This window comes from Sulfurospirillum halorespirans DSM 13726, from assembly GCF_001723605.1.
GTDB lineage: Bacteria > Campylobacterota > Campylobacteria > Campylobacterales > Sulfurospirillaceae > Sulfurospirillum > Sulfurospirillum halorespirans.
In genome coordinates, this window is sequence record NZ_CP017111.1 from 1,353,942 (window position 1) to 1,375,903 (window position 21,962).

At 42.5% G+C, this 21,962-nt stretch carries 18 protein-coding genes and 1 pseudogene; 6 read left to right on the forward strand and 13 right to left on the reverse strand.

Annotated elements, in window-relative coordinates; genetic code table 11:
• Positions 1 to 8: 8 nt before the first annotated feature.
• Positions 9 to 782: a flagellar motor stator protein MotA gene (gene motA, locus SHALO_RS06745; RefSeq protein WP_069477922.1), complete on the reverse strand. Its 774-nt coding sequence runs from the start codon at positions 780 to 782 to the stop codon at positions 9 to 11.
• Positions 783 to 968: 186 nt separating this feature from the next.
• Between motA and SHALO_RS06750 the strand changes: the two genes are divergently transcribed.
• From SHALO_RS06750 to SHALO_RS06765, 4 genes are all read left to right on the forward strand, one after another.
• Positions 969 to 1,625, forward strand: a complete 657-nt coding sequence (locus tag SHALO_RS06750) for a TetR/AcrR family transcriptional regulator (RefSeq protein WP_069477923.1) — start codon at positions 969 to 971, stop codon at positions 1,623 to 1,625.
• Between the two features lie 102 nt (positions 1,626 to 1,727).
• The gene (locus SHALO_RS06755) at positions 1,728 to 2,888 is read left to right on the forward strand and encodes an efflux RND transporter periplasmic adaptor subunit (RefSeq protein WP_069477924.1); all 1,161 of its coding nucleotides are present in this window, start codon (positions 1,728 to 1,730) and stop codon (positions 2,886 to 2,888) included.
• Positions 2,889 to 2,891: 3 nt separating this feature from the next.
• On the forward strand, positions 2,892 to 6,023 hold the full coding sequence (locus SHALO_RS06760) for an efflux RND transporter permease subunit (protein WP_069477925.1): 3,132 nt from the start codon (positions 2,892 to 2,894) through the stop codon (positions 6,021 to 6,023).
• Positions 6,010 to 7,437 carry an efflux transporter outer membrane subunit gene (locus SHALO_RS06765; protein WP_238585307.1) on the forward strand — a complete coding sequence of 476 codons (1,428 nt, stop codon included), beginning with the start codon at positions 6,010 to 6,012 and terminating at the stop codon, positions 7,435 to 7,437. The genes SHALO_RS06760 and SHALO_RS06765 overlap by 14 nt, the downstream gene beginning before the upstream one ends.
• Before the next feature lie 68 nt (positions 7,438 to 7,505).
• Here SHALO_RS06765 and SHALO_RS06770 read toward each other — a convergent pair whose 3' ends face one another.
• The 3 genes from SHALO_RS06770 to SHALO_RS06780 all read right to left on the reverse strand — a co-directional run bounded on the left by SHALO_RS06770 (position 7,506) and on the right by SHALO_RS06780 (position 10,247).
• The gene (locus SHALO_RS06770) at positions 7,506 to 8,237 is read right to left on the reverse strand and encodes a TIGR03915 family putative DNA repair protein (protein WP_069477926.1); all 732 of its coding nucleotides are present in this window, start codon (positions 8,235 to 8,237) and stop codon (positions 7,506 to 7,508) included.
• Positions 8,237 to 9,469: a putative DNA modification/repair radical SAM protein gene (locus SHALO_RS06775; protein ID WP_069479358.1), complete on the reverse strand. Its 1,233-nt coding sequence runs from the start codon at positions 9,467 to 9,469 to the stop codon at positions 8,237 to 8,239. Before SHALO_RS06775 ends, SHALO_RS06770 begins: the two co-directional genes overlap by 1 nt.
• Before the next feature lie 148 nt (positions 9,470 to 9,617).
• Positions 9,618 to 10,247, reverse strand: coding sequence for an NAD(P)H-dependent oxidoreductase (locus SHALO_RS06780; RefSeq protein WP_069477927.1), 630 nt, complete (start codon positions 10,245 to 10,247; stop codon positions 9,618 to 9,620).
• 193 nt (positions 10,248 to 10,440) lie between these two features.
• On the opposite strand from SHALO_RS06780, the gene SHALO_RS06785 reads away from it, so the two are divergent.
• Complete coding sequence (locus SHALO_RS06785) at positions 10,441 to 11,064, forward strand: NAD(P)H-dependent oxidoreductase (protein ID WP_069477928.1); 624 nt, start codon at positions 10,441 to 10,443, stop codon at positions 11,062 to 11,064.
• A 118-nt stretch (positions 11,065 to 11,182) separates the two neighbouring features.
• On the opposite strand, the pseudogene SHALO_RS06790 reads toward SHALO_RS06785, so the two are convergent.
• The 4 genes and pseudogenes from SHALO_RS06790 to SHALO_RS06805 form a co-directional block, all read right to left on the reverse strand.
• A pseudogene (locus SHALO_RS06790) lies at positions 11,183 to 12,507 on the reverse strand (ABC1 kinase family protein).
• Positions 12,508 to 12,719: 212 nt separating this feature from the next.
• Complete coding sequence (locus SHALO_RS06795) at positions 12,720 to 12,983, reverse strand: hypothetical protein (protein ID WP_069477929.1); 264 nt, start codon at positions 12,981 to 12,983, stop codon at positions 12,720 to 12,722.
• A gap of 62 nt (positions 12,984 to 13,045) precedes the next feature.
• The gene (locus SHALO_RS06800; RefSeq protein WP_069477930.1) at positions 13,046 to 14,404 is read right to left on the reverse strand and encodes a cryptochrome/photolyase family protein; all 1,359 of its coding nucleotides are present in this window, start codon (positions 14,402 to 14,404) and stop codon (positions 13,046 to 13,048) included.
• A 2-nt stretch (positions 14,405 to 14,406) separates the two neighbouring features.
• The gene (locus tag SHALO_RS06805; RefSeq protein ID WP_069477931.1) at positions 14,407 to 15,354 is read right to left on the reverse strand and encodes a YbgA family protein; all 948 of its coding nucleotides are present in this window, start codon (positions 15,352 to 15,354) and stop codon (positions 14,407 to 14,409) included.
• Between the two features lie 135 nt (positions 15,355 to 15,489).
• Here SHALO_RS06805 and SHALO_RS06810 point away from each other — a divergent pair, with 135 nt between their 5' ends.
• On the forward strand, positions 15,490 to 16,497 hold the full coding sequence (locus SHALO_RS06810; RefSeq protein WP_069477932.1) for a hypothetical protein: 1,008 nt from the start codon (positions 15,490 to 15,492) through the stop codon (positions 16,495 to 16,497).
• Positions 16,498 to 16,541: 44 nt separating this feature from the next.
• Here SHALO_RS06810 and SHALO_RS06815 read toward each other — a convergent pair whose 3' ends face one another.
• Genes SHALO_RS06815 through SHALO_RS06835 form a run of 5 tightly spaced genes read right to left on the reverse strand, consistent with a single transcriptional unit; the run spans position 16,542 to position 21,935 of the window.
• Complete coding sequence (locus SHALO_RS06815) at positions 16,542 to 17,840, reverse strand: phenylacetate--CoA ligase family protein (protein ID WP_069477933.1); 1,299 nt, start codon at positions 17,838 to 17,840, stop codon at positions 16,542 to 16,544.
• Between the two features lie 15 nt (positions 17,841 to 17,855).
• Positions 17,856 to 18,290 (reverse strand): hypothetical protein, encoded by a 435-nt coding sequence (locus SHALO_RS06820; protein WP_025344512.1) that lies wholly within the window; start codon positions 18,288 to 18,290, stop codon positions 17,856 to 17,858.
• Positions 18,290 to 19,588 (reverse strand): phenylacetate--CoA ligase family protein, encoded by a 1,299-nt coding sequence (locus SHALO_RS06825; protein ID WP_145923241.1) that lies wholly within the window; start codon positions 19,586 to 19,588, stop codon positions 18,290 to 18,292. Before SHALO_RS06825 ends, SHALO_RS06820 begins: the two co-directional genes overlap by 1 nt.
• Entirely contained in the window at positions 19,585 to 20,121 is a 537-nt protein-coding gene (locus SHALO_RS06830) for a 2-oxoacid:acceptor oxidoreductase family protein (RefSeq protein ID WP_069477934.1), read from the reverse strand. The genes SHALO_RS06825 and SHALO_RS06830 overlap by 4 nt, the downstream gene beginning before the upstream one ends.
• Positions 20,122 to 20,123: 2 nt before the next feature.
• Positions 20,124 to 21,935: a thiamine pyrophosphate-dependent enzyme gene (locus tag SHALO_RS06835; RefSeq protein ID WP_069477935.1), complete on the reverse strand. Its 1,812-nt coding sequence runs from the start codon at positions 21,933 to 21,935 to the stop codon at positions 20,124 to 20,126.
• Positions 21,936 to 21,962 lie beyond the last annotated feature (27 nt).

A 21,962-nucleotide genomic window follows, 5' to 3' on the forward strand; every position in this document is an offset into this window, starting at 1 on the left:
GTCGTTCCTTATTTATCAAATTGGCTTTTTTTCTCTTCGAGTGGAGAGAGATAATTGAGGAGTTTCATCTCAAGTGTACGAGGATTGTCACCATGTGAAATGCCTAAAATACCTGCTAAAATGACATGTTTTTCTTTAATAATATCTTTGGATTTGCCTTTGAGCTTATGCCCCCAAGGACCTAGAAAGAGGTATGAGCCTGCAATACCAAAAACCGTTGCCGTAAACGCACCACCAATACCCATCGCCATTTCAGCAGGGTTATCCAGTTTTTGAAGTGCCAAAATAAGACCCAAAACCGCACCAATGAGTCCCATAACGGGGCAGGTTTCACCGGCGTGAATCCAATAATGCGCAGAGCCGTGGTAATACTCTTCGGTCTCTTCAATGAGAATTTCTAACGTCTCTTCGATCTCATGGGCTTCAACACCATCGACCGCCATACTCAGACCTTTTTTAAAGAACTCATCTTCCATGATGTTGGCATGTGATTCAAGTGCCAAAATTCCATCGCGTCTTGCGATAATAGCAAAATCAATAATTTGTTTAATACGTGCATGAAAATCAACGGGGGATTTTTTCATAATAACTTTAAACTCTTTGAAAGCACCCTTGACATACTCTTGAGGCGTTGCCGTCATGGCTGCCGCCATCGCAGTTGGAATAACGATAATAAAGGAAGTGATATGCAGAATATGAAGAGGATTTCCACCTTCCATAATATCGCCTACGGAAATGGTGGTAATGGCAATTACCATGCCCAAAATGACGGTTAAGTCCATAAAGTCAGCTCCAAAAATAGTATTCAAACACTTTCAAGCATTATCGGTTAAAACCCGAAAAACTTTACATGTAAACAATAATATAACATTATTCCTTAGACAAGATGGTACTATTCGCTCTCTTAAAGCACAAAAATAGATTTAGTGTATAATTGCAAAAAATGATGTAAAAGGAGGAAAAGTGTAATGAATGATCATAAATGTTGTATCAGTACTTTATTTGAACGATTGAGCGGAAAAGCAGAATCACGGTGTCAGAAAATTGTTGATGTTGCATATCGTCTATTTTTAGATAATGGGTATGAAAAAGTCAGTATGAATGATATTGTCAAAGAAGCTGGTGGTTCACTGGCGACGTTATACAAACATTTTGGAAACAAGGAACAACTTTTAATTTATGTATTAAAAGAAAAAACAGAGAAGCTCTTTGGTGAATGGGAACGTCGTAGTCATTACTATGAAGGCCGAATTGAAGAGTTTTTAAGGGAAACAGGTAAGCTTTTTTTAGATTTAATTATTACAGATGATGCCGTGTTGTTTCATCGCTTAATTGTATCGGTTGGGTATATGAATGATTTAAGATTCAGTGAGCAAGTAATGCAGAATGTAATGTCTCGTCCGACCAATATTATTGCAGAATATTTAGAGAATGAAAAAGCAAAAGGGCATATTGAAGTAGATGATACAGTATTGTGTGCACAACAATTTTTTCATGCTCTTGAAGAACCTTTTATGTTTCCACGAATCTTAGGTGTAGAGACGGATGTTTCAGAGCCAAGACGCCTCAAAGCACTAAATCAAGTCGTTACTATTTTTTGCCGTGGAGTGCTGATAAAATCGTAAATATTGAGTGAAAATATAGCTTGACTTATTTATGTTTTGTGACTATAATTCGCCTACAAAATGTAATGTAATTTACATTACACTAATCAATGGAGTTTAAAAATGACTAAAAACAGAGGGTTTATGACGTATGCCAAATACGCATTAGTAGCGACATTGGGGGCTTTTTTAGTCTCTGGATGCTCAAATGAAACAGATAAAAAAGTTGGAGGAATGCCAGCCATGCCACCTTTACCGGTTGCAACGTATAAAGTGGTCGCAAGTGATGTACCTGTTTCCCTTGAATACCCAGCCAAAGTCAAAAGTATGCAGCAAGTAGGTATCGTTGCACGTGTTAGCGGTGTTTTAGAGAAGAAGCTCTTCACCGAAGGCAGTTTTGTCAAAGCGGGCGATATGCTGTACCAAATCGACTCAGATCGTTATGAAGCATTGATGCAAGAAGCAGTGGCGGATGTGGGTGTTAAAGAAGCGACTCTTAAACAAACGACGCGTGATTGGGATCGAACCAAAGTGTTGTTTGAACAAGACGCTGTTTCTCAAAAAGAGAGAGATTCTGCCCTTTCCGCGTATGAATCAGCAGGTGCTTCACTGAAATCTTCACAGGCAGCACTTAAAAAAGCGACGATTGACTTTAACTATACCAAAGTAAAAGCGACCATTTCAGGTATGACAAGTCTCAATGCCCAAGATATTGGAAGTTATGTAGGATCAAGCAGCGATACGATGACCCTCACAACCATTACGCAAACTGACCCCGTTTATGTTGAATTTTCATTGCCAGACATTGAGCTTTTGAAAAAACGTTATGTGATGGGGCAAGGTAATTGGAATAGTATCGCTCAAGCGAAACTTCCTGTACAACTCTCTACACCCGATGGTACAAAATATGCCAAAATGGGTACATTGGACTTTTTAGACAGTTATGTGGATGGTGAAACCTCTACGATTAAAGCACGTGCAACTTTTTCAAATCCAAACAATATTTTAATACCAGGACTTTTTGTTCGTGTCAATGTTGAGGGTTTAGTCTATAAAGATGCCATTAGCATTCCTCAAAAGGCTCTTTTACAAGAGGCCATTGGCTCATTTGTCTATGTGGCTAAAGAAGGTAAGGCTGAAAAAGTGCCTGTTAAGGCAGGTACGGTTCATAATGATACCTATATCATTGAGAGTGGTTTACATGTAAACGATCTTGTCATTACAAACAATCTGACCAAACTACGTCCAGGGTCTGCCATTGTTGTTGCAGAAGCAAAGGAATAAAGTATGTTTTCTAAATTTTTTATCAATCGACCTATTTTTGCAACCGTTCTCTCGATCGTTGTGATTATTGCGGGTTTGATGGCTATTCGCGGCTTGCCTATTGAAGAGTACCCTGAAGTCACGCCTCCTCAAGTCAGTGTGAAAGCTACTTATGCGGGAGCAAGTGCAGAAACTATCTCTAAAACAGTAGCAGCCCCCCTAGAGCAACAGATCAACGGTGTTGAAGATATGATCTATATGTCTTCCACCGCTTCTTCAACAGGTTCATTGACGATTAATGTCTATTTTAAAATTGGAACCGATGCCGATCAAGCAACGATTAACGTCAATAACCGTGTTCAAGCAGCTTTGAGTAGTCTTCCAAGTGAAGTACAAGCCCAAGGTGTGACGGTACGAAAGCAATCATCAACTATTTTGAAGGTTGTCTCGATTATTTCTCCCAATAACACGTATGATGAAATTTACATGGCAAACTATGCGCTTGTCAACGTTATTGATGAACTCAAACGTCTTGAGGGTGTCGGTGATGCTTCCTTGTTTGGTAATCAAGATTACTCCATGCGTATTTGGATGAAACCCGATCAATTGGCGAAATACAATCTCACCCCAACCGATGTAATTAATGCCATCAGTGAGCAAAATGTGCAGTTTGCGACAGGAAGGTTCAATCAATCTCCTACCAAAACCGCTCAAGCCTATACCTATACGGTTACAACACAAGGACGGTTTGACAAAGTAGAAGAGTTTGAGAATATCATCCTAAAATCGAACAAAGATGGCTCGACCCTTCGCCTTAAAGACGTAGCGCGCTTGGAGCTTGGTGCCGAATCGTATGATGTGACCGCAACGCTCAATGGTCAAACGATGGTACCAATTGGTATCTATTTACAATCAGGTGCCAATGCCTTAGAAACAGCTAAAAAAGTTGATGCGGCAATGGAGAAGCTTTCCAAATCATTCCCTGAAAATATGGCTTACCTAACGCCGTACGATACAACGAAATTTATTCAAATTTCTGTAAATGAAGTGGTGAAAACACTTATTGAAGCGCTACTTTTAGTCGTTATTATTGTTTACATGTTCTTGCAAAATATGCGTGCAACGATTATTCCAATTCTTGCTATTCCTGTTTCCATCATTGGAACCTTTGCGGGTATGTATGCGCTTGGCTACTCCATCAATCTTTTAACGCTTTTTGGGTTGGTGCTTGCCATTGGTATCGTTGTGGATGATGCTATTATTGTTATCGAAAATGTTGAGCGTATCTTGCATTCCGAAGAAGATATTAGCGTTAAAGATGCAACGATTAAAGCAATGCAAGAGGTGACCGCTCCTGTTGTGGCGATTGTTCTTGTATTGTGTGCGGTCTTTATTCCTGTATCGTTTATGGGTGGTTTTACAGGGCAAATGTACCAACAATTTGCGATTACCATTGTTATTTCGGTCATTATTTCAGGTATGGTAGCCTTAACGTTGACTCCCGCTTTGTGCGCCATTTTCCTTAAGAAAAAAGAGTCAAAACCCTTTTGGTTTGTCAAAAAATTTAATGAATTTTTTGATCTCTCAACCAATTGGTTTACCAGTGGTGTCAGTTTAGTGGTACGTCATGGGGTGATTAGTATTATCATCTTTGCAGCACTGATGGGTGTGACCTATGAACTTTTCCAAAAAGTGCCTACAAGTCTTGTTCCAATGGAAGATAAAGGCTTTTTACTTGCAGTAGTTACTCTGCCACCTGCCTCTTCACTCAACCGTACGGAAGCTGTGAATGATGAATTGAGTGCAATTACTACCAAAGTGCCTGAGATCGAATATACCGTTGCTGTTGCAGGATATGACCTTATCAGTGGTGCCGCTAAAACCAATGCATCAACTGCCTTTATCAATCTTAAAGATTGGAATGAACGAAAAGCGCTCAATCAACACTCAGAAGCACTCAGTGGTGCTTTAAACGGTGCTTTTTTGGGCATACCCGATGCAACGACTTTTGCGCTCAATCCTCCTCCGATTATGGGACTTAGTATCTCAGGTGGATTTGAGATGTATTTGCAAGATAAAACGGGTGGGTCTTTAGAAGAGCTTGGTAATATTACCAATCAGATCGTTGCAAAAGCGAGACAAAGACCTGAGCTTACGATGGTAAGAAGTACCTTTGATACGGCTGTACCACAGTATAGAATTACCCTTGATCGTGAAAAAGCTAAAGCACTGGGTGTTTCGATTCAAGATGCTTTTACAACTTTACAATCAACGTTTGGTGCGTACTATGTCAATGACTTTAACCTTTTTGGACGAACCTATCAAGTGAATGTTCAGTCTGAAACAGACTTTAGAGAAAAACCTGAAGATATGCAAAATGTTTTTGTGAAATCAAGTAGTGGAAAATTGATTCCTATGAGTGCGTTAGTAACGTATGAGCGTACCATTGGACCAGATATCGTCGATCGTTTTAACATTTTTACGGCAGCGAAAATTGTAGGTGAACCAAGCCCTGGTTATACGTCTGGTGACGCGATTAAAGCCATTGAAGAGGTGGTCAAAGAGGTTGCACCTGAGGGATTTAGCATAGGATGGGCAGGAACATCGTATCAAGAAAAAGAGATGGAAGGCAGTGGTTCACAAGCCTTTATCTTTGGTCTTGTCTTTATCTTCTTGATTTTAGCTGCGCAGTATGAGAGGTGGCTCATGCCACTCGCGGTCTTAACATCGGTTCCATTTGGCGTATTTGGCGCAATTACAGCGGTTTATTTACGAGGACTTAGCAATGATATCTATTTCCAAATTGGTTTGTTGGTACTCATTGCCTTGTCGGCTAAAAATGCGATTTTGATTGTGGAATTTGCGATGCAAGCTGAGGAGAGAGGCAAATCGATTTTTGATGCAACCCTCGAAGCGGCACGTCTGCGTTTCCGTCCGATTGTTATGACCTCACTTGCCTTTACCATTGGTGTTTTACCGTTGGCTCTAAGCTCAGGTGCGGGTGCAGGAAGCAGACATGCCATTGGTACGGGTGTTGTTGGTGGTATGATTGCCGCAACAACGATTGCGATCTTCTTTATTCCACTCTTTTACAACTGGCTCGCACAGTTAAATGCAAAATTTAGTAAAAAAGGAGAGCGTCATGATGAAGCGTAATCTTTACTCATTTTCTCTCGTCGCTTTAATATTTTCAGGATGTTCACTCTCTCCAGAGCTGAGCATCCCAACAACGCAGTTTCCAGAAGCCTACCGTGCCGATGTGAAAAATGAAACAACGTATGTGGACGCGGCTTGGTGGAGCAATTACCATGACGAAAAGTTGACCGCTTTGATTGAAGAGGCACTTTCTAATAACTATGATCTCCAAACAGCAATGGCAAATATCTCCCTTGCGCGTGCTACGCTCTCTAGCAGTACATCGGATCGTTACCCAAGTCTTGATCTTCAAGGTTCAGGTCAACGTATACGAACTAGCAGTGACACGTTTACCTCTAAAACACACAGCACGTACAATGATTTTTCAGTGAGTGCGGTGCTTAGTTACGAGCTTGATTTGTGGGGAAAATACAAAGAAGCCGAAGCGTCATCTCGTGCCTCATTGATCGCTTCGTACGCGGCGAAAGATACTGTGAAAATTTCCCTTGCATCCAGTGTAGCGGACAGTTATTTTACGCTGATTAGTTTGTACGAACAACTCGATATCACCAATGAAACGATCAAAGCACGTGAAGAGGGGCTCAAACGCAATGAGTTTAAGTACTCTGTTGGTGCCATTTCTAAAGGAACGCTTTTGTCTGAGCGTGCTGAATTGAACAGTGCTCAAATCACCAAAGATGCGTTGGAGCAATCTATTTTAACACAACAAAGTGCGTTAGCCGTTTTGGTAGGAAAATCACCCGAAGCGATTGCAAATTTTAGCAAAGATGGATTGCCTCGCGTGCTACCCGCTGATGTAAAAGTGCCGGCGAATTTGCCCTCTGAGCTTTTAACCAAACGCCCCGATATTAAACAAGCCGAAGAGAATCTCAAAGCGGCCAATGCGAACATTGGTGTAGCACGTGCGGCGTATTTCCCCAGTATTAGCCTCTCAGGTGCTCTTGGGTTTGAGAGCACACAGCTTTCCAATTTGATGAAATCCAAGTCAGCAACGAACAATTTTGGTGGAAGCCTTGCCGCACCACTCTTTAACATGGGTAAAACAAGCTCAAACGTAGAGAGTGCCAAAGCAAATAAAGAGCTTGCCGAGATTTCGTACGCACAAACGGTGCAACAAGCGTTTCAAGATGCGTATGACGCGCTTAACAAACGTCATACACTCACGCAAAAGCTTGAGCATCAACTCGCTTACGAAAAAAACATTGAGCAAGTCTATCTTTTGGCTCAAAAACAGTATGAGAATGGCTATGGCGATTACTTAACGCTTTTAGATGCAAAGCGCAATTTGCTCTCCGCCAAACTCACAACGTCTCAAACGAAACAAGCCCTGATTAGTTCAGGTGTTTCGCTGTACAAATCCCTCGGCGGTGGTTGGGACAAAGAAGTATTTGAACGCCACGCTGACACGCTCTAACTCTTTACATGTAAACGTCCAAAACTTTATCTTTGGGCGTTTACACCTGCTTTACATGTAAGCTTTTTCTACACTTGAAATTCACTCATATACGTACGATACAGCAGTGGAACCCAGCTTTGCTGAAGCTTTGGATTGTATCTACTCTCAACGGCGGCTGCTTTAAAAAAGCTCTTCCATAATGCTTTAAAATTTTCCTCTTCGCTTGAAAAAGTTGGGGCATCAAAAGAGGCGATAGAGCGAATTTCTCGAAGTGTATCGTTTTTCACAAACGCAAGAGCACGCTTGACATCGTGGATGATGAAGGGGATGTTTCCTAAACGTTTGCAAAAGTGCTCACCTAAAAAGGGCACAATGTTAAATTTTGTCTCAATTTTGGCATACAAAGTACCATCTTCCAACTCCTCAAAACGGGTAAAGCCGTACATTTTATGCACCAAACATAAGAGCTCTTTTTCGAGATTTTGGATGTAAAAAAGATTGGCGTTGTTAATGTTACGAAGCTCTTTTTTGTTTTTAAACCCGATGCGAAGATACTCCAAAAGTGCCATCTCATAGTCTCGTGTGTCGCATAAAATAATGTGAAAGATGGTATGTTGTTGCTCTTTGGTGAAGTGTTTGGTAATGGCTTCCAAAACTTTACGCGCTTTTATAATATCTGTAAAAACCTCATGAAAACGCTCAAACAGAAGTGCTTCAGGCATTTTTTTAATAATCTCAGCGACCTCTAGTTTTTCATAATAAACCTCATAGACTAAGCTCAAAAAACCTTCAAAACTACCATCGTACAGCAAGAGCATCACAGCTCTCCTGTGTAGATGGACGTATCGAACAAGGTAGGTTGGATGATGTTACTTTCTTGATGAATCAGAGCTAGTTTGATCTTCTCTTCATAGAGGCTAGAACTTCTGTGAAAATCTTTACCCGCAACGATGAAATAACGTGCTTTTTTGAGCGATATTTTAAGGTTAACAAGGTCTTCAAAGCAAAGCTTCTTAAACCGTCTTGCTTGCAAAATTTTAAGTGCTCCACGGATACCAATGCCAGGAATGCGGACTAAAACTTCTTGGGGCGCGAAGTTGACATCAATGGGAAAAAGATGAAGATTTGAGAGTGCCCAAAAGGTTTTTGGGTCAAACTGGATGTCAAGATTTTGGTTTTCACTCAAAATCTCATCGTACGAAAAACCATAAAAGCGCAATAACCAATCGGCTTGATAAAGCCTGTGTTCCCGAAGCAATGGAGGCTTAGAGAGTTCAGGAACAGGCAGATGTTTATGGTTATTGACCGCAATGTACGCAGAGTAGTAGACTCGTTTTAGCAGCGCTTTATCATAGAGTGCTGAAGAGAGTTTGAGGATCTCAAAATCACTCTCGCTGGTAGCTCCAATAATCATCTGCGTGCTCATGGAAATAGGCTTGGCACTTCGTTGCATGGTGATGCCACGTGCGTGTTTGAGCGGGGAGAGAAGCTTCTCTTTGGTTTTATCGGGTGCGAGTAGGGCAAGGCTTTTAGAACTTGGAAGTTCGATATTGGAGCTGACACGATGTGCTAAAAGGGTTGCTTCTTCGATGAGCTCTTTAGAAGCTCCAGGGATGAGTTTGACGTGAATATAGCCATTGAAGCGGTATTCGTGGCGCAATATGCGCAACGTTTGAAGTAATAAACTCATTGTATGGTCTTCATTTTTAATGATTCCAGAACTTAAAAAGAGCCCTTCAATGTAGTTGCGTTTGTAAAAATTGATGGTAATATCGGCGAGTTCTCGTGGCGTAAACGCCGTTCGAGGAGTGTCATTGCTTACGCGATTAATGCAGTACGCACAGTCGTAAATGCAGACATTGGTAAGCAAGACTTTCAAAAGTGAAACGCACCGTCCGTCACTGGTAAAACTGTGGCAAATACCACTGTTATGCGCACAACCAAGCTCGCCTGTTTTGTAGTTATTCTCGCTGCCACTGGATGAGCATGAGACGTCGTATTTGGCACTGCCTGCTAAGAGGGATAGTTTATCTTCGGTTGTAAGTTTCATGCGAGCATGATAGAATTTTTTTACATGTAAAGGCTGAAATATTTCAAAATGAAATGTAATTAGTTCTGCCTCGTATGAGGCAAGCTTTAGTGCCTTAGCGGCAAGCGTAGTCTCTTGAGCTTTGCCCAAGAGACGTGTTAAAAGTAGGTTACTTAATAAATTCTACGGCTTCGTTAAACGGTACGCGAAGTTGTGTGGATTGTGGGTTGATGCGATAGCCAAAAGGAAGCACCATCGCCACTTGGTATTTGCTCGTATCAAGACCTAAAACCGCTTCGACTTTCTCTTTCTCAAAGCCTTCAATCGGGCAAGAATCTATGCCGATAAATGCAGCCGCGGTCATCATGTTTCCTGCCGCGATGTAGCATTGACGCGCTGTCCACGCATAAACATTGGCGTCTGAACTAAGAGTCTCTTTAAGGTGATTGGCGTACAAATTGATGTAAAAATCTTTTTTCTCTTGGGGCATGTCACGTCGTGCAAAACGTTTCATCGGAATGCCACTCTCGACTTTGACTGCATCAATCGCCGCTAGAATGACAACGAGGTGTGAGCATGTCGTCACTTGGGGTTGATCCCAACAGACAGGGCGAAGTTTGGCTTTGAGCTCTTCATTGGTAATGACCAAAAATTTCCACGGCTCCATGCCAAACGAAGAGGGCGATTTTTGACCGGCTTCTAGGATGAAGTGCATTTGATCATCGCTGATTTTCTTCGTCTCATCAAAAATCTTGCACGCGTGGCGAAAGTCCATCGCTTTGGTAAAGTCGTTTTGCATTCGTAATCCTTTTTTTTAAATAGTAAGACAATTATAGGAATAAATTACTTTAATTTCTCTTACAATACTTTTTGTATGTAATAGTGTTTTATTTTATTAAGAGATTTCTTAACAAAATGACCTTCATTTTTAGCTTAACGCAAAGCGTGTTCGAGTTGTATTATAATCTACCAAAATTACAAGGAGATTTCCAATGGATAAAAAAGAACTTTTTTTAGAAGCAATGAACTTTCGTCACGCATGCAAGCTTTTTACTGAGAAAAGAATACCCACTGAAGAGTTAGAATTTATTTTAGAAGCAGGGCGTTTGAGCCCTAGTTCGTTTGGGGTTGAGCAGTGGAAATTTGTCGTCGTGCAAAATGAAGCGCTCAAAAAAGAGATCGAAAACGTATCATGGAATCAAAAACAGATCTCAACGTGCAGCGATCTTCTCATCATCCTAGCGCGCAAAGATGTGAGAAGTAGCGATGCTTATACGGTCAAACAGCTTAAACGATGGGGTTTAGACGAAAATGCTTTTAAAGGATTTCTTGGTATTTATCACGGTTGGGTTGATGGCAGAGATGACCATACGATTGAGATGTGGAGCGAAAAACAGTGCTACATCGCAGCAGGAAACATGATGACGGCTGCTGCGAGCATCGGTATTGATTCATGTCCGATTGAAGGGTTTGAGTACCAAAAAGTCGATGCACTTTTGGGCATTGATACTTCTGTGTACCAAAGTGCTTTAGTGATTCCTTTTGGGTACCGTGCGGCAGAGCAAAGAGGCAAACATCGCTTGAGTTTTGACGAAGTTGTAGAGTTTAAAAAATAATTCTCATAAAACTTGTTTTATGAAGCTTTAGGGGGTGTCGGGGATTTATCCCTGACCTTAAGCAATGGGTTTTACTCATTGTTTAAGATACCGTTACGCAAACTGCGTAACATAATCTTTAAAAAATAATTCGCGCTAATCCTAGTGTGAATAAAACCAGTGCGACCTCTTTGAGTGCGGGGTCGTACATCAGCGTAAACAGCGCGCTGAGTAGCAGTATTATTCCGAACATAAAGGGTTTTAGGTACTGTTTTAACTCTTTTTTGAGCCACTCTAACTGCGAAAGAGAGAGTTCAACCTTAACCTCGCCATCGCTGATCTGTTTAATAGACGATTTGAGATGGTGAAGTGTCAGTGGAAGTGACTTAAACTCTTTAATCAAGCTCTCCAAAATCCCCCCATCCATGCCGAGCGCTTTGGGAATATTCTCTTGCAAAATGGGCAAAATATCTTTAATGCCGTTAAAATTTTCAATGTACGTTGTCCCCAATCCTTCAATAATCGCACTTACACGTAAAATATAAATGGCTTCTTGTGGCAATTTAAACGGCAGGTCACGGGTGGAACCTAGTACATCTAAGGCAAGTTTTTGCATACTCTCAGAGCTTAGATTTTCATTGCCAAAGATCTCAAACATGCGCTCACTTAAAAGGGCCAATTCACTCACAGGCGCTTCATACGCAACGGTTCCAAGTCGTTTACTCGCACTAATGTAGAGTTCATAATCTTTCTCATTGGCAGCTTTTAGAAGCTCAATGATGGCGATACGGGTCTGATTTGGGATGGATTTCACCATGCCAAAATCAAGTAAAACGAGCTCTCCTTTGGTCGTAATGAGCAGATATTGCCAGGGTGTGGATCAGCGTGGAAATAGCCACGAAGGAGCATTTGCTCGGTGTAAAAGGAGATAAGTTTGCTAATAATTGCTCTAAAATCAATATTTTCTTTTTGCAAACGCTCTTTATCATCAAAGCGAAAACCCTCTTCATAACTCATCACCAGCGCATCTTCACTGCAATACTCCACAAAAGGTGTGGGAAAAAGAATGCCCGAACGCGCGTACACGCTAGAGAATTTTTGAAGATTGTGAAGCTCGGTGGTCATATTAACCTCTTGAAGAATCATCTTTGAAAACTCAACGATGACTGCTTCAATAGAATTTTTCGTGTAGTGTGAAAACAGAGGTCTAAACAGTCGGTTGAAAAACGAGATAATGACAATATCGGCACGGACACGTTTTTCAATGTCCAAACGCCTGATCTTAACAGCAACTTTTACGCCATCAATGCGTGCTTCATGCACTTGTCCAATGGAAGCCGAAGCAAGAGGAATAGGGTCGAAATGCTCAAAAGGCATCGGTGTAAAGGCACGTGCAAGTACCACGTTTAACTGCGCTTCAGACATGGGCGGAAGTTGGTCATGCAGTGATTTGAGTTCATCCAAATACTCCGTGCTAAAAAAATCCGCCCGAGTGGCAAGCACTTGCGCCAGCTTAATAAAACTAGCTCCTAAATTGACAATAGTACGGTGTAAGTTGACAGGAGAGAGCGGTTTTAAAAAGAGAAATCGCTCCTTTTTTTTGAGCAATAAATAAACGCTCAGTAAAAAATAAAAAACATCATAAACCCTTTTGGGGTTGAAAAGACGCCAATAGACTAAGAGAGTTTTGATTTAAGCTCCTCGATGTCGCTTTTGGTGGCAAGACCTAGCTCATTCACCACCTCTTTAATCATCTCTTTCATTTTTGCTTTGACGCGCTCATCTTCCTCTTTGCCTCTTTGGCTAATAGACTCGATGAAACTCTTTGCATCACTGGTACTTATTTTGCCTTTTTCTTCAAGCACCTTGAGCTCTTCTTCGATCTTTTCTTTCAGTACAACCATTCCGCCTAAGCTTACATGTAAAAATTCTTTTAACATAAGATACTCCTTTTGTTTTGAGTATAGTGTAACACGATTTGAGTAATGCTTAGTAAACACATTTAATGGGCTCGCGCAAACTCACTTAAAAACCGTTTTCGCGCACTTTCATGCCCAATGAGAGGCTTTGGATAGCCTGCAATGTCATGGCTCATCAAGTACACCTCTTTGTGTAAAGAGCTTGCTGGAACATCGCTTAAAATTGGAAGATAGCGTTTGATGTAGCGCGCTTCTTTATCAAACTTTAACGACTGAGCATAAGGGTTGAAAATGCGAAAATAAGGTTGCGGATCAATCCCTGTTCCTGCGCACCATTGCCATGAAAGTATATTCGCACTTGCATCATAATCCAAAAGATACTTCGCAAAAAACACCTCACCTTTTTGCCACGGTAACATTAAATGCTTCGTAAAAAAAGAACCAACCACCATGCGAGCACGGTTGTGCATCAACCCTGTTGTCAGCAGTTCCATAACCGCCGCGTCAATGAGTGGATAACCCGTTTCAGCTTTGATGAAACGCTCATACGCATCTTCATCCTTAGAAACGGGCGGTGAATATTTGTAATTTTCCCATTCAAGTTTGGGAAAATGGTAGAGCAAATAAGCGTAAAATTCACGAAAAATAAGTTGTCTAAAAAAAGGCTCTGTGACGTGACTTTGCTTTTTGAGATTCACTAAAAAGCGCACGATTTCTCGAATCGAAAGTGTGCCAAAACGAAGATGCACACTTAAATGTGACGTAGCATCCTCGTCTAAAAAATCACGTTTTTCTGCATACGAATCGACTTTACATGTAAAGATTTCGAGTGCCTTTTGAGGCTCTAAAACGTTTACATGTAAAGGCTCAAACCCCATGCTTTCTAGCTTTACATGTAACGCTGTTTTTGCTCCATCTTGAATGCTCCAAAGCGCGTTATAGTCGAAGTTTGTAAGGCTTTGCTGAGCTCTCGCGTATTCCAATGCGTAAAATTGTGTGTAAAGTGCTTGACAAGCGCGGTAATATGGGGTGAAAACAAGGTAAGGTGAACCATCTTTTTTGAGCACTTCGTTTGGCTCAAAAAGGTAGCAATCATTCAGTGCATGAAAGCTTAGCATCTCAGCGATTTTTGCATCACGCTCTTTGGCATAACTGTCATAATCCACACTGGCATAAACCTCGCTAAACTCTAATGTTTTGAGGTAGGTAAACACTTCCAAAGGTGTGCCGTAAAAGAGCGCAAGATCAAGCCCCATTGCTTTAAGATCGGTTTTGAGTTTAAGCACCTGCTCAAAAATAAAAGAGACTCTTTTATCGTTTTTTTCAAGCGAATTTAAAATGTTCGTATCGAAAATAAAAATGGGCAACACCTCGCCCTCAGTCGCTAAAAGCATCGAGTCGTGAACACGCAGATCGCGCCTAAACCAGAGGATTTTTTTCATACTTATTTGCCTTCTTGGATCATGGAACGAAGGGAGAGGTCTTTGGGGTAGGGGTTCAAAAACTTCTGCCCCAAAAGGTAGGTCGTATTGTACTTTTTAACCAAAAATTCGATGGTGCTCATCACAGAAATGAGCGGAGTGATCTCATCGCGAAACTCTTCGATTTGCATGTGCAGTTCTGCTTTTTCACTGCTGTTCAGCTCTTTTTTGAAAAAGCCAACCATGTGTTGAAGCACATTCACCGTTTTACCAATCGAGCCTTTGTACGCAATCGTTTTTTTAAACAGCGCAAGGTACATTTGTGTAATCTCTTGCAAACTATTTTTCTCATGATTGGCAACGATTTTGCCCAAAAGTCGGTAGTTTCCTTCGTGTTTACTTTGAAGCAGAAACTTGTACGCGGTATGAAAACTCACAAGCTCTTGCATCGTTTTGATGTTTTTTTGAAGTTGCAAGGCATCTTCATACGCAAAGAGTTGCATCACAAAGTTTTCCCGAAGCCAAGGGTCGATCAAACGCGCCTCTTCCTCGATGGGAAAATCTACGAAGTGTTCTTTACATGTAAACGCAAAAAGCCCATCTTTTTTCCCTTCACTCATCTCTTTCATGTAGTACTTGGTACTCCCAAGCCCACAACTGGGTGACTTCGATTTCAAGATAATGCCGCAAATGGCTTCGTTTTGGATTTTGTGTAGTTCCTGCGCTACCGCATCATTCATCGCTTGTGTCACATCATTTTTGGAAAAGACAGTGATGACGTTTTTATGCCTCTCTTCAAGCACAATGCGTATGGTCTCACGCGGTGTTCCAAAGGCTAAATGCTCAGGACAAAACGGAATAAACGAAGCGTATTTGCCAAGCTTGTCGGTAATGAAACGATCTCTTTGACCCGTTTTATCGTAACGAATTGGCTCACCCAGTAAACAGGCGGAAACGGCTATTTTGAGCATGGTGTTCCTTTGAATAGCTTTTTGATAGTATAAAATAAGATTGATTAAAAAGGCACTGATTTTATAACTTTAGTCGTTTTATTGGTATATTTTTTGCTTATATTTTATATAAAATTTACTCTGGGGGGATAATTTATGAGTAGTATTTCATCTGTAACATCATCGCCTTTACTTCAAACCACGAATATTAATGCACTACTCTCCACTTCGTCAACAACGACAACCGATACAATAGCATCGACGTCTACAACTGAGGCAACCATCTCAACACAGTGGGGTTTTAAAGTTGATGAGAATGGCTACTTTGGTGCAGACTTTAACGCTGCTACTGGCATTCCAAGCAATGTAAAAATCAATGAAAAAACACTTGAAATGGTTGCCGATAGTATAGATCTTAGCTCGTCTACAGACCCAATTTCTGCACTTTCCAAAGCATGGAGTAATTTTACAAAGATTGCAGGAAATTCACTGGATCCTGATGGTTCGATGAGTCTGTCACAAATAGACAACATGCCAGTATCGTATGTAACCGATAGCAGTATTTATGGAAATATCGTAAGTGTTCAACAAACGCAAGAACAATATCTTAAGAGTGAAGAAGCTATGAATGTTGTTTCATCACTATCAAACGGACAATTAGACACAGGCACGACTACATTTTTTGGTGTCAATAAAGGTGTGAATAAACTCTCCGACTATCAAGGCGTATTGAGTGAAATAGGAATTACAACTGATGAAGGAAATGCCAATGAAAATGAAATGTCTGTAGGGAATCTTTTTAGTTGGTTTGTTGCAACAGGAAGTGATAGTGGCAGGGTTGAAGCAACGCAAGCTTACTATAGCTTTACGCAAAGTGGACAAAGTTTGGAAGAGTATTCCAAAAGCAATTTTGGTGAAGATTTTTTCAACGAGGCTATGAAAGGCTACGGCACCCTGTCCGATGGGTCATACAATGGTGCGTTAGTTGATCAACTCCTTAAAGAAGTTGATGATCAAGTGACAAAAGATAGAGAAGCGTATAAAAGCATTTTACAAGCGAATGCTACACAATCTACTACACCAACAAACGCATCTGCAAAACAGTATCTGAGCTTCAATGACTCCACCCTTTTAAGTGGTAGTTTGATTAGCGCGGGGTCTTGAAATTAATAATACATGTAAAGCCAAAAGACTTTACATGTAAAAGATTATTTCGCTCGTTTATCCACCACACGCGTAGCTTTTCCCTCACTTCTCTGAAGCGATTTGGGTGCGACGAGTTTGACTTCGACGTTGATGTAGAGGTTATTGAGAAGTGCGTGTTGAAGCTCTTTTTTGAGGTTTCCTAGGTAGCTTACATCATCGCTGATTAAGTGTTCATCGAGTTCCACATCGATTTCAAGTTTATCGAGGTAGCCTTTTTTGTCGGCGATGATTTGGTAGTTGAGTGTGATGCCTTCTTGTTTGGAGAGCACGTGTTCGATTTGCGATGGGAAGACGTTGACGCCGTTGATAAGGAGCATGTCGTCACTTCTGCCGACGATGCTTTCTATCCTGCCAATGGTTCTGCCACAACGGCACGGAATGCGTGTGAGAGAGGTGATGTCACCTGTTCGGTAGCGAATGATCGGCAAGCCTTGTTTGGTCAGCGTCGTGATGACAAGTTCGCCTCGTGTGCCCTCTGGTAGGACTTCACCCGTTTTTGAGTCGATGATCTCAGGGTAGAAATGGTCTTCATGAATATGCAAAAGATTGGAGTGTTTGCAGTTACACGCCACGCCCGGTCCGATGATCTCGGAAAGACCGTATATCTCGTGGTAGTCGATGCCCCAGATGTGCGCTATCTCGTTTTTAAGCCCTTCACTCGTAGGCTCTGCGCCGAAAAATCCCACGCGAAGTTTGAAATCTTTTTGGATGTCATAACCCTCAGCTTTCGCTACTTCTGCCATGTGTAAAGCAAACGAAGGTGTGGCAGTCAGAACCGTTGCGCCAAAGTCTTTTAGAAGTAAAAGCTGGCGAGACGTAAAGCCTGTGGAGCTTGGAATGACGGCGATTTTCATGCGTTCAGCGGCGTTATGAAAGCCAAGACCGCCCGTGAAAAGTCCGTATCCGTGCGAGTTTTGCATGATGTCTTGACACGTCACACCACCCATCGTAAAAGCCCTGCCCATCACTTCTGCCCAGATGTCCATATCGTGCTCTGTGTAGCCCACAACGGTGGGTTTTCCTGTGGTTCCACTTGAGCTGTGTATGCGGACGATTTGGTCCATATCGACCGAGAACATGCCAAAAGGGTAGTTGTCGCGAAGGTCGTGTTTTTTGGTGAAGGGAAGCTTGGCGATGTCCTCAAGGGTTTTAATATCTTGTGGTAAAACGCCATGTTCGTCAAACTTTTTCTTGTAAAACGGCACGAGATGATAGACGCGAAGCAAGGTCTCTTTGAGGTGTTTTAACTGCCACACTTGAAGCTCATCTTTACAAAGGCTTTCGTTTTTACTGAATGTCATTGGTTTTCCCAACCTTTACATGTAAAAATGTTTGGCTTGAACAATCTCAATATTTTGAGCTTGAAGTGCGGCAATCGCGTCGTCAAATCGCTCTTTATCGACACTGAAAATGAAAATACCCGTGCTGGCTTCGTAAAAACTGTAGGTGTAGAGAATGTTAATGCCTGCACGTGAAAGCGCGCTGACGGCTTTGTCAAAACTGCCCACGACATCTTCGATCTTCACACCAAACACGTCGGTGAAACGCACACTAAAACCCTCATCTTCAAGTACGGCTTTGGCTTTTTCAGGATTGTCTACGATGGTGCGAACCAAACCAAAATCGGTTGAATCCGCGAGCAAAATCGACTTGATCGAGATGCCATTTTTGGAAAGCACGTTGGTCAGTACCGAGAGCTCGCCTGCCTTATTTTCTAGAAAAATCGTTAATTGTTTGATGTTGCATTTCATTACAGACTCCTTTTGTCGATGACGCGAACGGCTTTGCCGACACTGCGTTCTATGGTTCGAGGCTCAACGAGTTTGATCTCGGCGTTGATGTAGAGGTTGTTGAGCAGTTCATGTTGGATCTTCTTTTTCAAGGCTTCAAGTTGCCCGATGCTATCCAGCGGCATATCTTCGGTGACTTCAACCATGATTTCCAGTTTATCGAGATAACCTTTTTTATCGGCGATGATTTGGTAGTTCAGCGTAATGCCTTCAATGTTGGAGAGTACGTGTTCCACTTGCGATGGAAAGACATTGACACCGTTCACGATGAGCATATCATCCACACGCCCCATGACGCTTTTCATGCGCACATGCGTTCTGCCGCACTTACATGGGGTTCTATCCAAAGAGGTGATGTCGCCCGTTCGGTAGCGAATGATTGGAAACGCTTGTTTGGTAAGGCTGGTGATAACCAGTTCGCCTTTTTCACCATAAGACAACACTTCCAAGGTTTTGGGGTCGATGATCTCAGGGTAGAAATGATCTTCAAAAACGTGCAGGTCTTTGCTCTCAAAACAGTTAGAGGAAACGCCCGGTCCTATGATCTCAGAAAGACCGTAAATCTCGCAGTAGTGAATGCCCCAAACACGGGCTACTTCTTCTTTCAGCCCAAGACTTGTAGGTTCTGCTCCAAAGATACCGCATTTGAGTTTGAAATCTTTAGCGATGTCATAGCCTTCAGCTACTGCCGCTTCTGCCATATGCAGAGCAAACGAAGGTGTAGAGGTCAAAACGGTTGCTTCAAAGTCTTTCATGAGCATCAGCTGACGTGAGGTAAAACCACCAGAACTAGGCACAACGGTTGCACCGACGGTTTCAGCGCCGTAATGAAGCCCCAGACCGCCTGTGAAAAGACCGTAGCCGTAGGCATTGTGCGATGTATCTTCACTCGTGACGCCTGCCATCGTAAAGACGCGTGCCATCACTTCATTCCATGTATCAAGATCGGCTTTGGTGTACCCGACAACGGTGGGTTTGCCCGTCGTTCCGCTACTGCTGTGAATGCGCACGATCGCATCTTTTTTGACCGCGAAAAGCCCAAAAGGGTAGTTGTCGCGCAGGTCTTGTTTTTTGGTAAACGGCAATTTTGCGATGTCGTCAATGGAGGTAATATCAGCAGGCGTGATGCCCAGTTCTGCAAACTTTTTTTGGTAAAAAGGCACATGCGCATAGACGCGCGCAACGGTGTCTTGAAGCCTTGTGGTTTGAAGTTCGGTCAGTTTATGGCGTGGAAATGTCTCCTCTTTCGACCAGATCATTTCTTTGCCTTTGCATCGTTGATTCCTTGGTGAAGCACGGCGATATTTTTCTCTGCCACTTTCGCGTTCATCGCAGTTATCGCCTCTTCGATCTCTTTACATGTAAAAGGGAAATGTGCATCGAGTGCGAGTGTAACACCGAGCATGTAGACGTTAAGAGCGTCGATAGGGAACTCTTTGGCTTTGGCTTTTTTAAATGCGTCAATGCTATGGGTTTCAAAGTCAACTTTGGGGAAATTTTTCGGCGCATTCATGACAATGACACCTTTGTCTTTGTGAAGGTATTGGATGTTGCGCAACGCTTCATTGCCCTCAAGTGCGATAAGAAGGTCTGCTTGTCCTTCATCAATCGCAGGGGCGTAAAAGTCGCCGATTTTGACGTAACACGAAACGGAACCGCCACGTTGGCTCATACCGTGGTTTTCCGTTCCTAAACATTTTTGTTTAGCAAGCGCTGAGGCGATGCTAAGCACTTTGACCAAAAAGACCGCGCCTTGTCCGCCGATACCTGCGATAACGATTTGATATTTCATGGCTAGTTCTCCTCTTTTTTCACAAACGCATCGGTCGGACAGACCACATCAAGGCACGAGCCGCATCCTGCGCATAAGAACGGATCAATCTCCATCTTGCCTGCATCGTTGTAGTGCATTGGTGGGCATTTGTAGTTGGTGATGCACGAATCACAGGCGACGCATTTGTCTTCATCGACTTCAACAAGCACATTACCAAGGCGACCAACGGCATTCTCTTTATCGAGCACACAAAATTCGCGAACTACTGCAACAACAGGTGCCGTGGCAGTTTTATACGCCTCTTGGAGCGATTTCATAAAGTCAACGGTTTTGTTCAAATCTTGCTCATAGACGTATTCGTGACACGCGATGCCACACCCTTCGATGATGCGTTTGATGTCAATTTGGTTGGGGTTAGTACGCTCGGGCGTGGTTTGTCGACCCGTCATCGCGGTGGTGGAGTTGTCCAAGATGATGAGAACGAATTTATGGTTTTGATACACAGCGTTAATGAGTGGCGCAACACCTGAGTGCATAAACGTACTATCGCCAATGGTCGCTACAACGGTTTTGTCAGGATCGGAGATGCTAAAACCACTCGCCATGGAGATGCTAGCACCCATACACAAAATGGTATCAATTGCTGCTTGATTGAGTCCTAGCGTGTAGCAGCCAATGTCTGACGTGTAGATGGACTTTTTCTTTTTAAAGGTTTTAGTGATGGCATAATGCACATCGCGGTGCGGACAGCCGGGGCACATATTGGGTGGGCGTTTTGGGAGTTCTTTATCGTACTTCTCACTTTGGTACGCATGGTTTGGTTCAATCACACCTGCTTTGGCAAAGGCTGAGAGCACTTTGTCTTTGGAAAATTCATCGATGAGATGCACGTGTTTGGTCAGTTTTCCGTAGAGTTTTGGAGAGCTTAACTGCTCTTCGATACAGGGAAAACTCTCTTCAAAGACGATCACTTTATCATAAGACTCAAAAAGCGCTTCGAGATTTTCTTTTGGAAGCGGGTAGGGCATATCGAGTTTTAAAATGTCCACTTGAATGTTAAGCTCTTCGACTGCTTCTTTCACATAGCCATCTCCCGTTCCACTCGTGAGGCACAGCACGCGTGAACCTTTAAGTGCGTGCGTTTTGGGTTCAATAAGATGTTCCCAGTTCCACAGCTTGATGGCTTCCAAACGCTCGATCTGCTCCAATCCTTGGCGAAATCTTCCAGCAGGAGGCACAGCGCCCCAACGAGGAATATTGCGCTCAAAATTACCTTGGTTTGCCTTTACATGTAAAGTATCATCGACCTCGCAAATTTCTCTGGCATGGCTGACGCGCATAACAGGGCGAAGCATGACAATGGTTTCAAATTGATGGGAGAATTCAATGCCCAGTTTGACCATGTCATATGCTTCTTGCGGCGTTGAAGGATCAAGCACGGGAATGCGTGCGAACTTGGCGAAACTGCGGCTATCTTGCTCGGTTTGCGAAGAGTAAAAGCCCGGATCATCACAGGAGATAAGCAGCATCGCACCTTTTAGCCCGATGTACGAAGCGCTCATCAATGGGTCGCTTGCCACATTAAGACCGACTTGTTTCATAGTCGCGCACGTTCGTTTGCCTGAAATGGCACCTGCGTAGGCGACTTCAAAACCCACTTTTTCATTGGTCGCCCACTGCGCGTAGGCTTCTAATTTAAATTTATCGCGAAATTTTTGAAAATTTCCCAAAATCTCACTCGAAGGTGTACCTGGATAGCCTGAGAGCATATCCACACCTGCATGAATCAGCCCCAAGGCAATCGCTTCATTCCCCATCAAAATCTGTTTCATATCGTTGTGCTCCATCGCTTCTGCATT

Coding starts and splice junctions, on each gene's coding strand:
- motA (WP_069477922.1), bottom strand. CDS start 782: ATGGACTTAACCGTCATTTTGGGCATGGTAATTGCCATTACCACCATT.
- SHALO_RS06750 (WP_069477923.1), top strand. CDS start 969: ATGAATGATCATAAATGTTGTATCAGTACTTTATTTGAACGATTGAGC.
- SHALO_RS06755 (WP_069477924.1), top strand. CDS start 1,728: ATGACTAAAAACAGAGGGTTTATGACGTATGCCAAATACGCATTAGTA.
- SHALO_RS06760 (WP_069477925.1), top strand. CDS start 2,892: ATGTTTTCTAAATTTTTTATCAATCGACCTATTTTTGCAACCGTTCTC.
- SHALO_RS06765 (WP_238585307.1), top strand. CDS start 6,010: ATGATGAAGCGTAATCTTTACTCATTTTCTCTCGTCGCTTTAATATTT.
- SHALO_RS06770 (WP_069477926.1), bottom strand. CDS start 8,237: ATGCTCTTGCTGTACGATGGTAGTTTTGAAGGTTTTTTGAGCTTAGTC.
- SHALO_RS06775 (WP_069479358.1), bottom strand. CDS start 9,469: ATGAAACTTACAACCGAAGATAAACTATCCCTCTTAGCAGGCAGTGCC.
- SHALO_RS06780 (WP_069477927.1), bottom strand. CDS start 10,247: ATGCAAAACGACTTTACCAAAGCGATGGACTTTCGCCACGCGTGCAAG.
- SHALO_RS06785 (WP_069477928.1), top strand. CDS start 10,441: ATGGATAAAAAAGAACTTTTTTTAGAAGCAATGAACTTTCGTCACGCA.
- SHALO_RS06795 (WP_069477929.1), bottom strand. CDS start 12,983: ATGTTAAAAGAATTTTTACATGTAAGCTTAGGCGGAATGGTTGTACTG.
- SHALO_RS06800 (WP_069477930.1), bottom strand. CDS start 14,404: ATGAAAAAAATCCTCTGGTTTAGGCGCGATCTGCGTGTTCACGACTCG.
- SHALO_RS06805 (WP_069477931.1), bottom strand. CDS start 15,354: ATGCTCAAAATAGCCGTTTCCGCCTGTTTACTGGGTGAGCCAATTCGT.
- SHALO_RS06810 (WP_069477932.1), top strand. CDS start 15,490: ATGAGTAGTATTTCATCTGTAACATCATCGCCTTTACTTCAAACCACG.
- SHALO_RS06815 (WP_069477933.1), bottom strand. CDS start 17,840: ATGACATTCAGTAAAAACGAAAGCCTTTGTAAAGATGAGCTTCAAGTG.
- SHALO_RS06820 (WP_025344512.1), bottom strand. CDS start 18,290: ATGAAATGCAACATCAAACAATTAACGATTTTTCTAGAAAATAAGGCA.
- SHALO_RS06825 (WP_145923241.1), bottom strand. CDS start 19,588: ATGATCTGGTCGAAAGAGGAGACATTTCCACGCCATAAACTGACCGAA.
- SHALO_RS06830 (WP_069477934.1), bottom strand. CDS start 20,121: ATGAAATATCAAATCGTTATCGCAGGTATCGGCGGACAAGGCGCGGTC.
- SHALO_RS06835 (WP_069477935.1), bottom strand. CDS start 21,935: ATGAAACAGATTTTGATGGGGAATGAAGCGATTGCCTTGGGGCTGATT.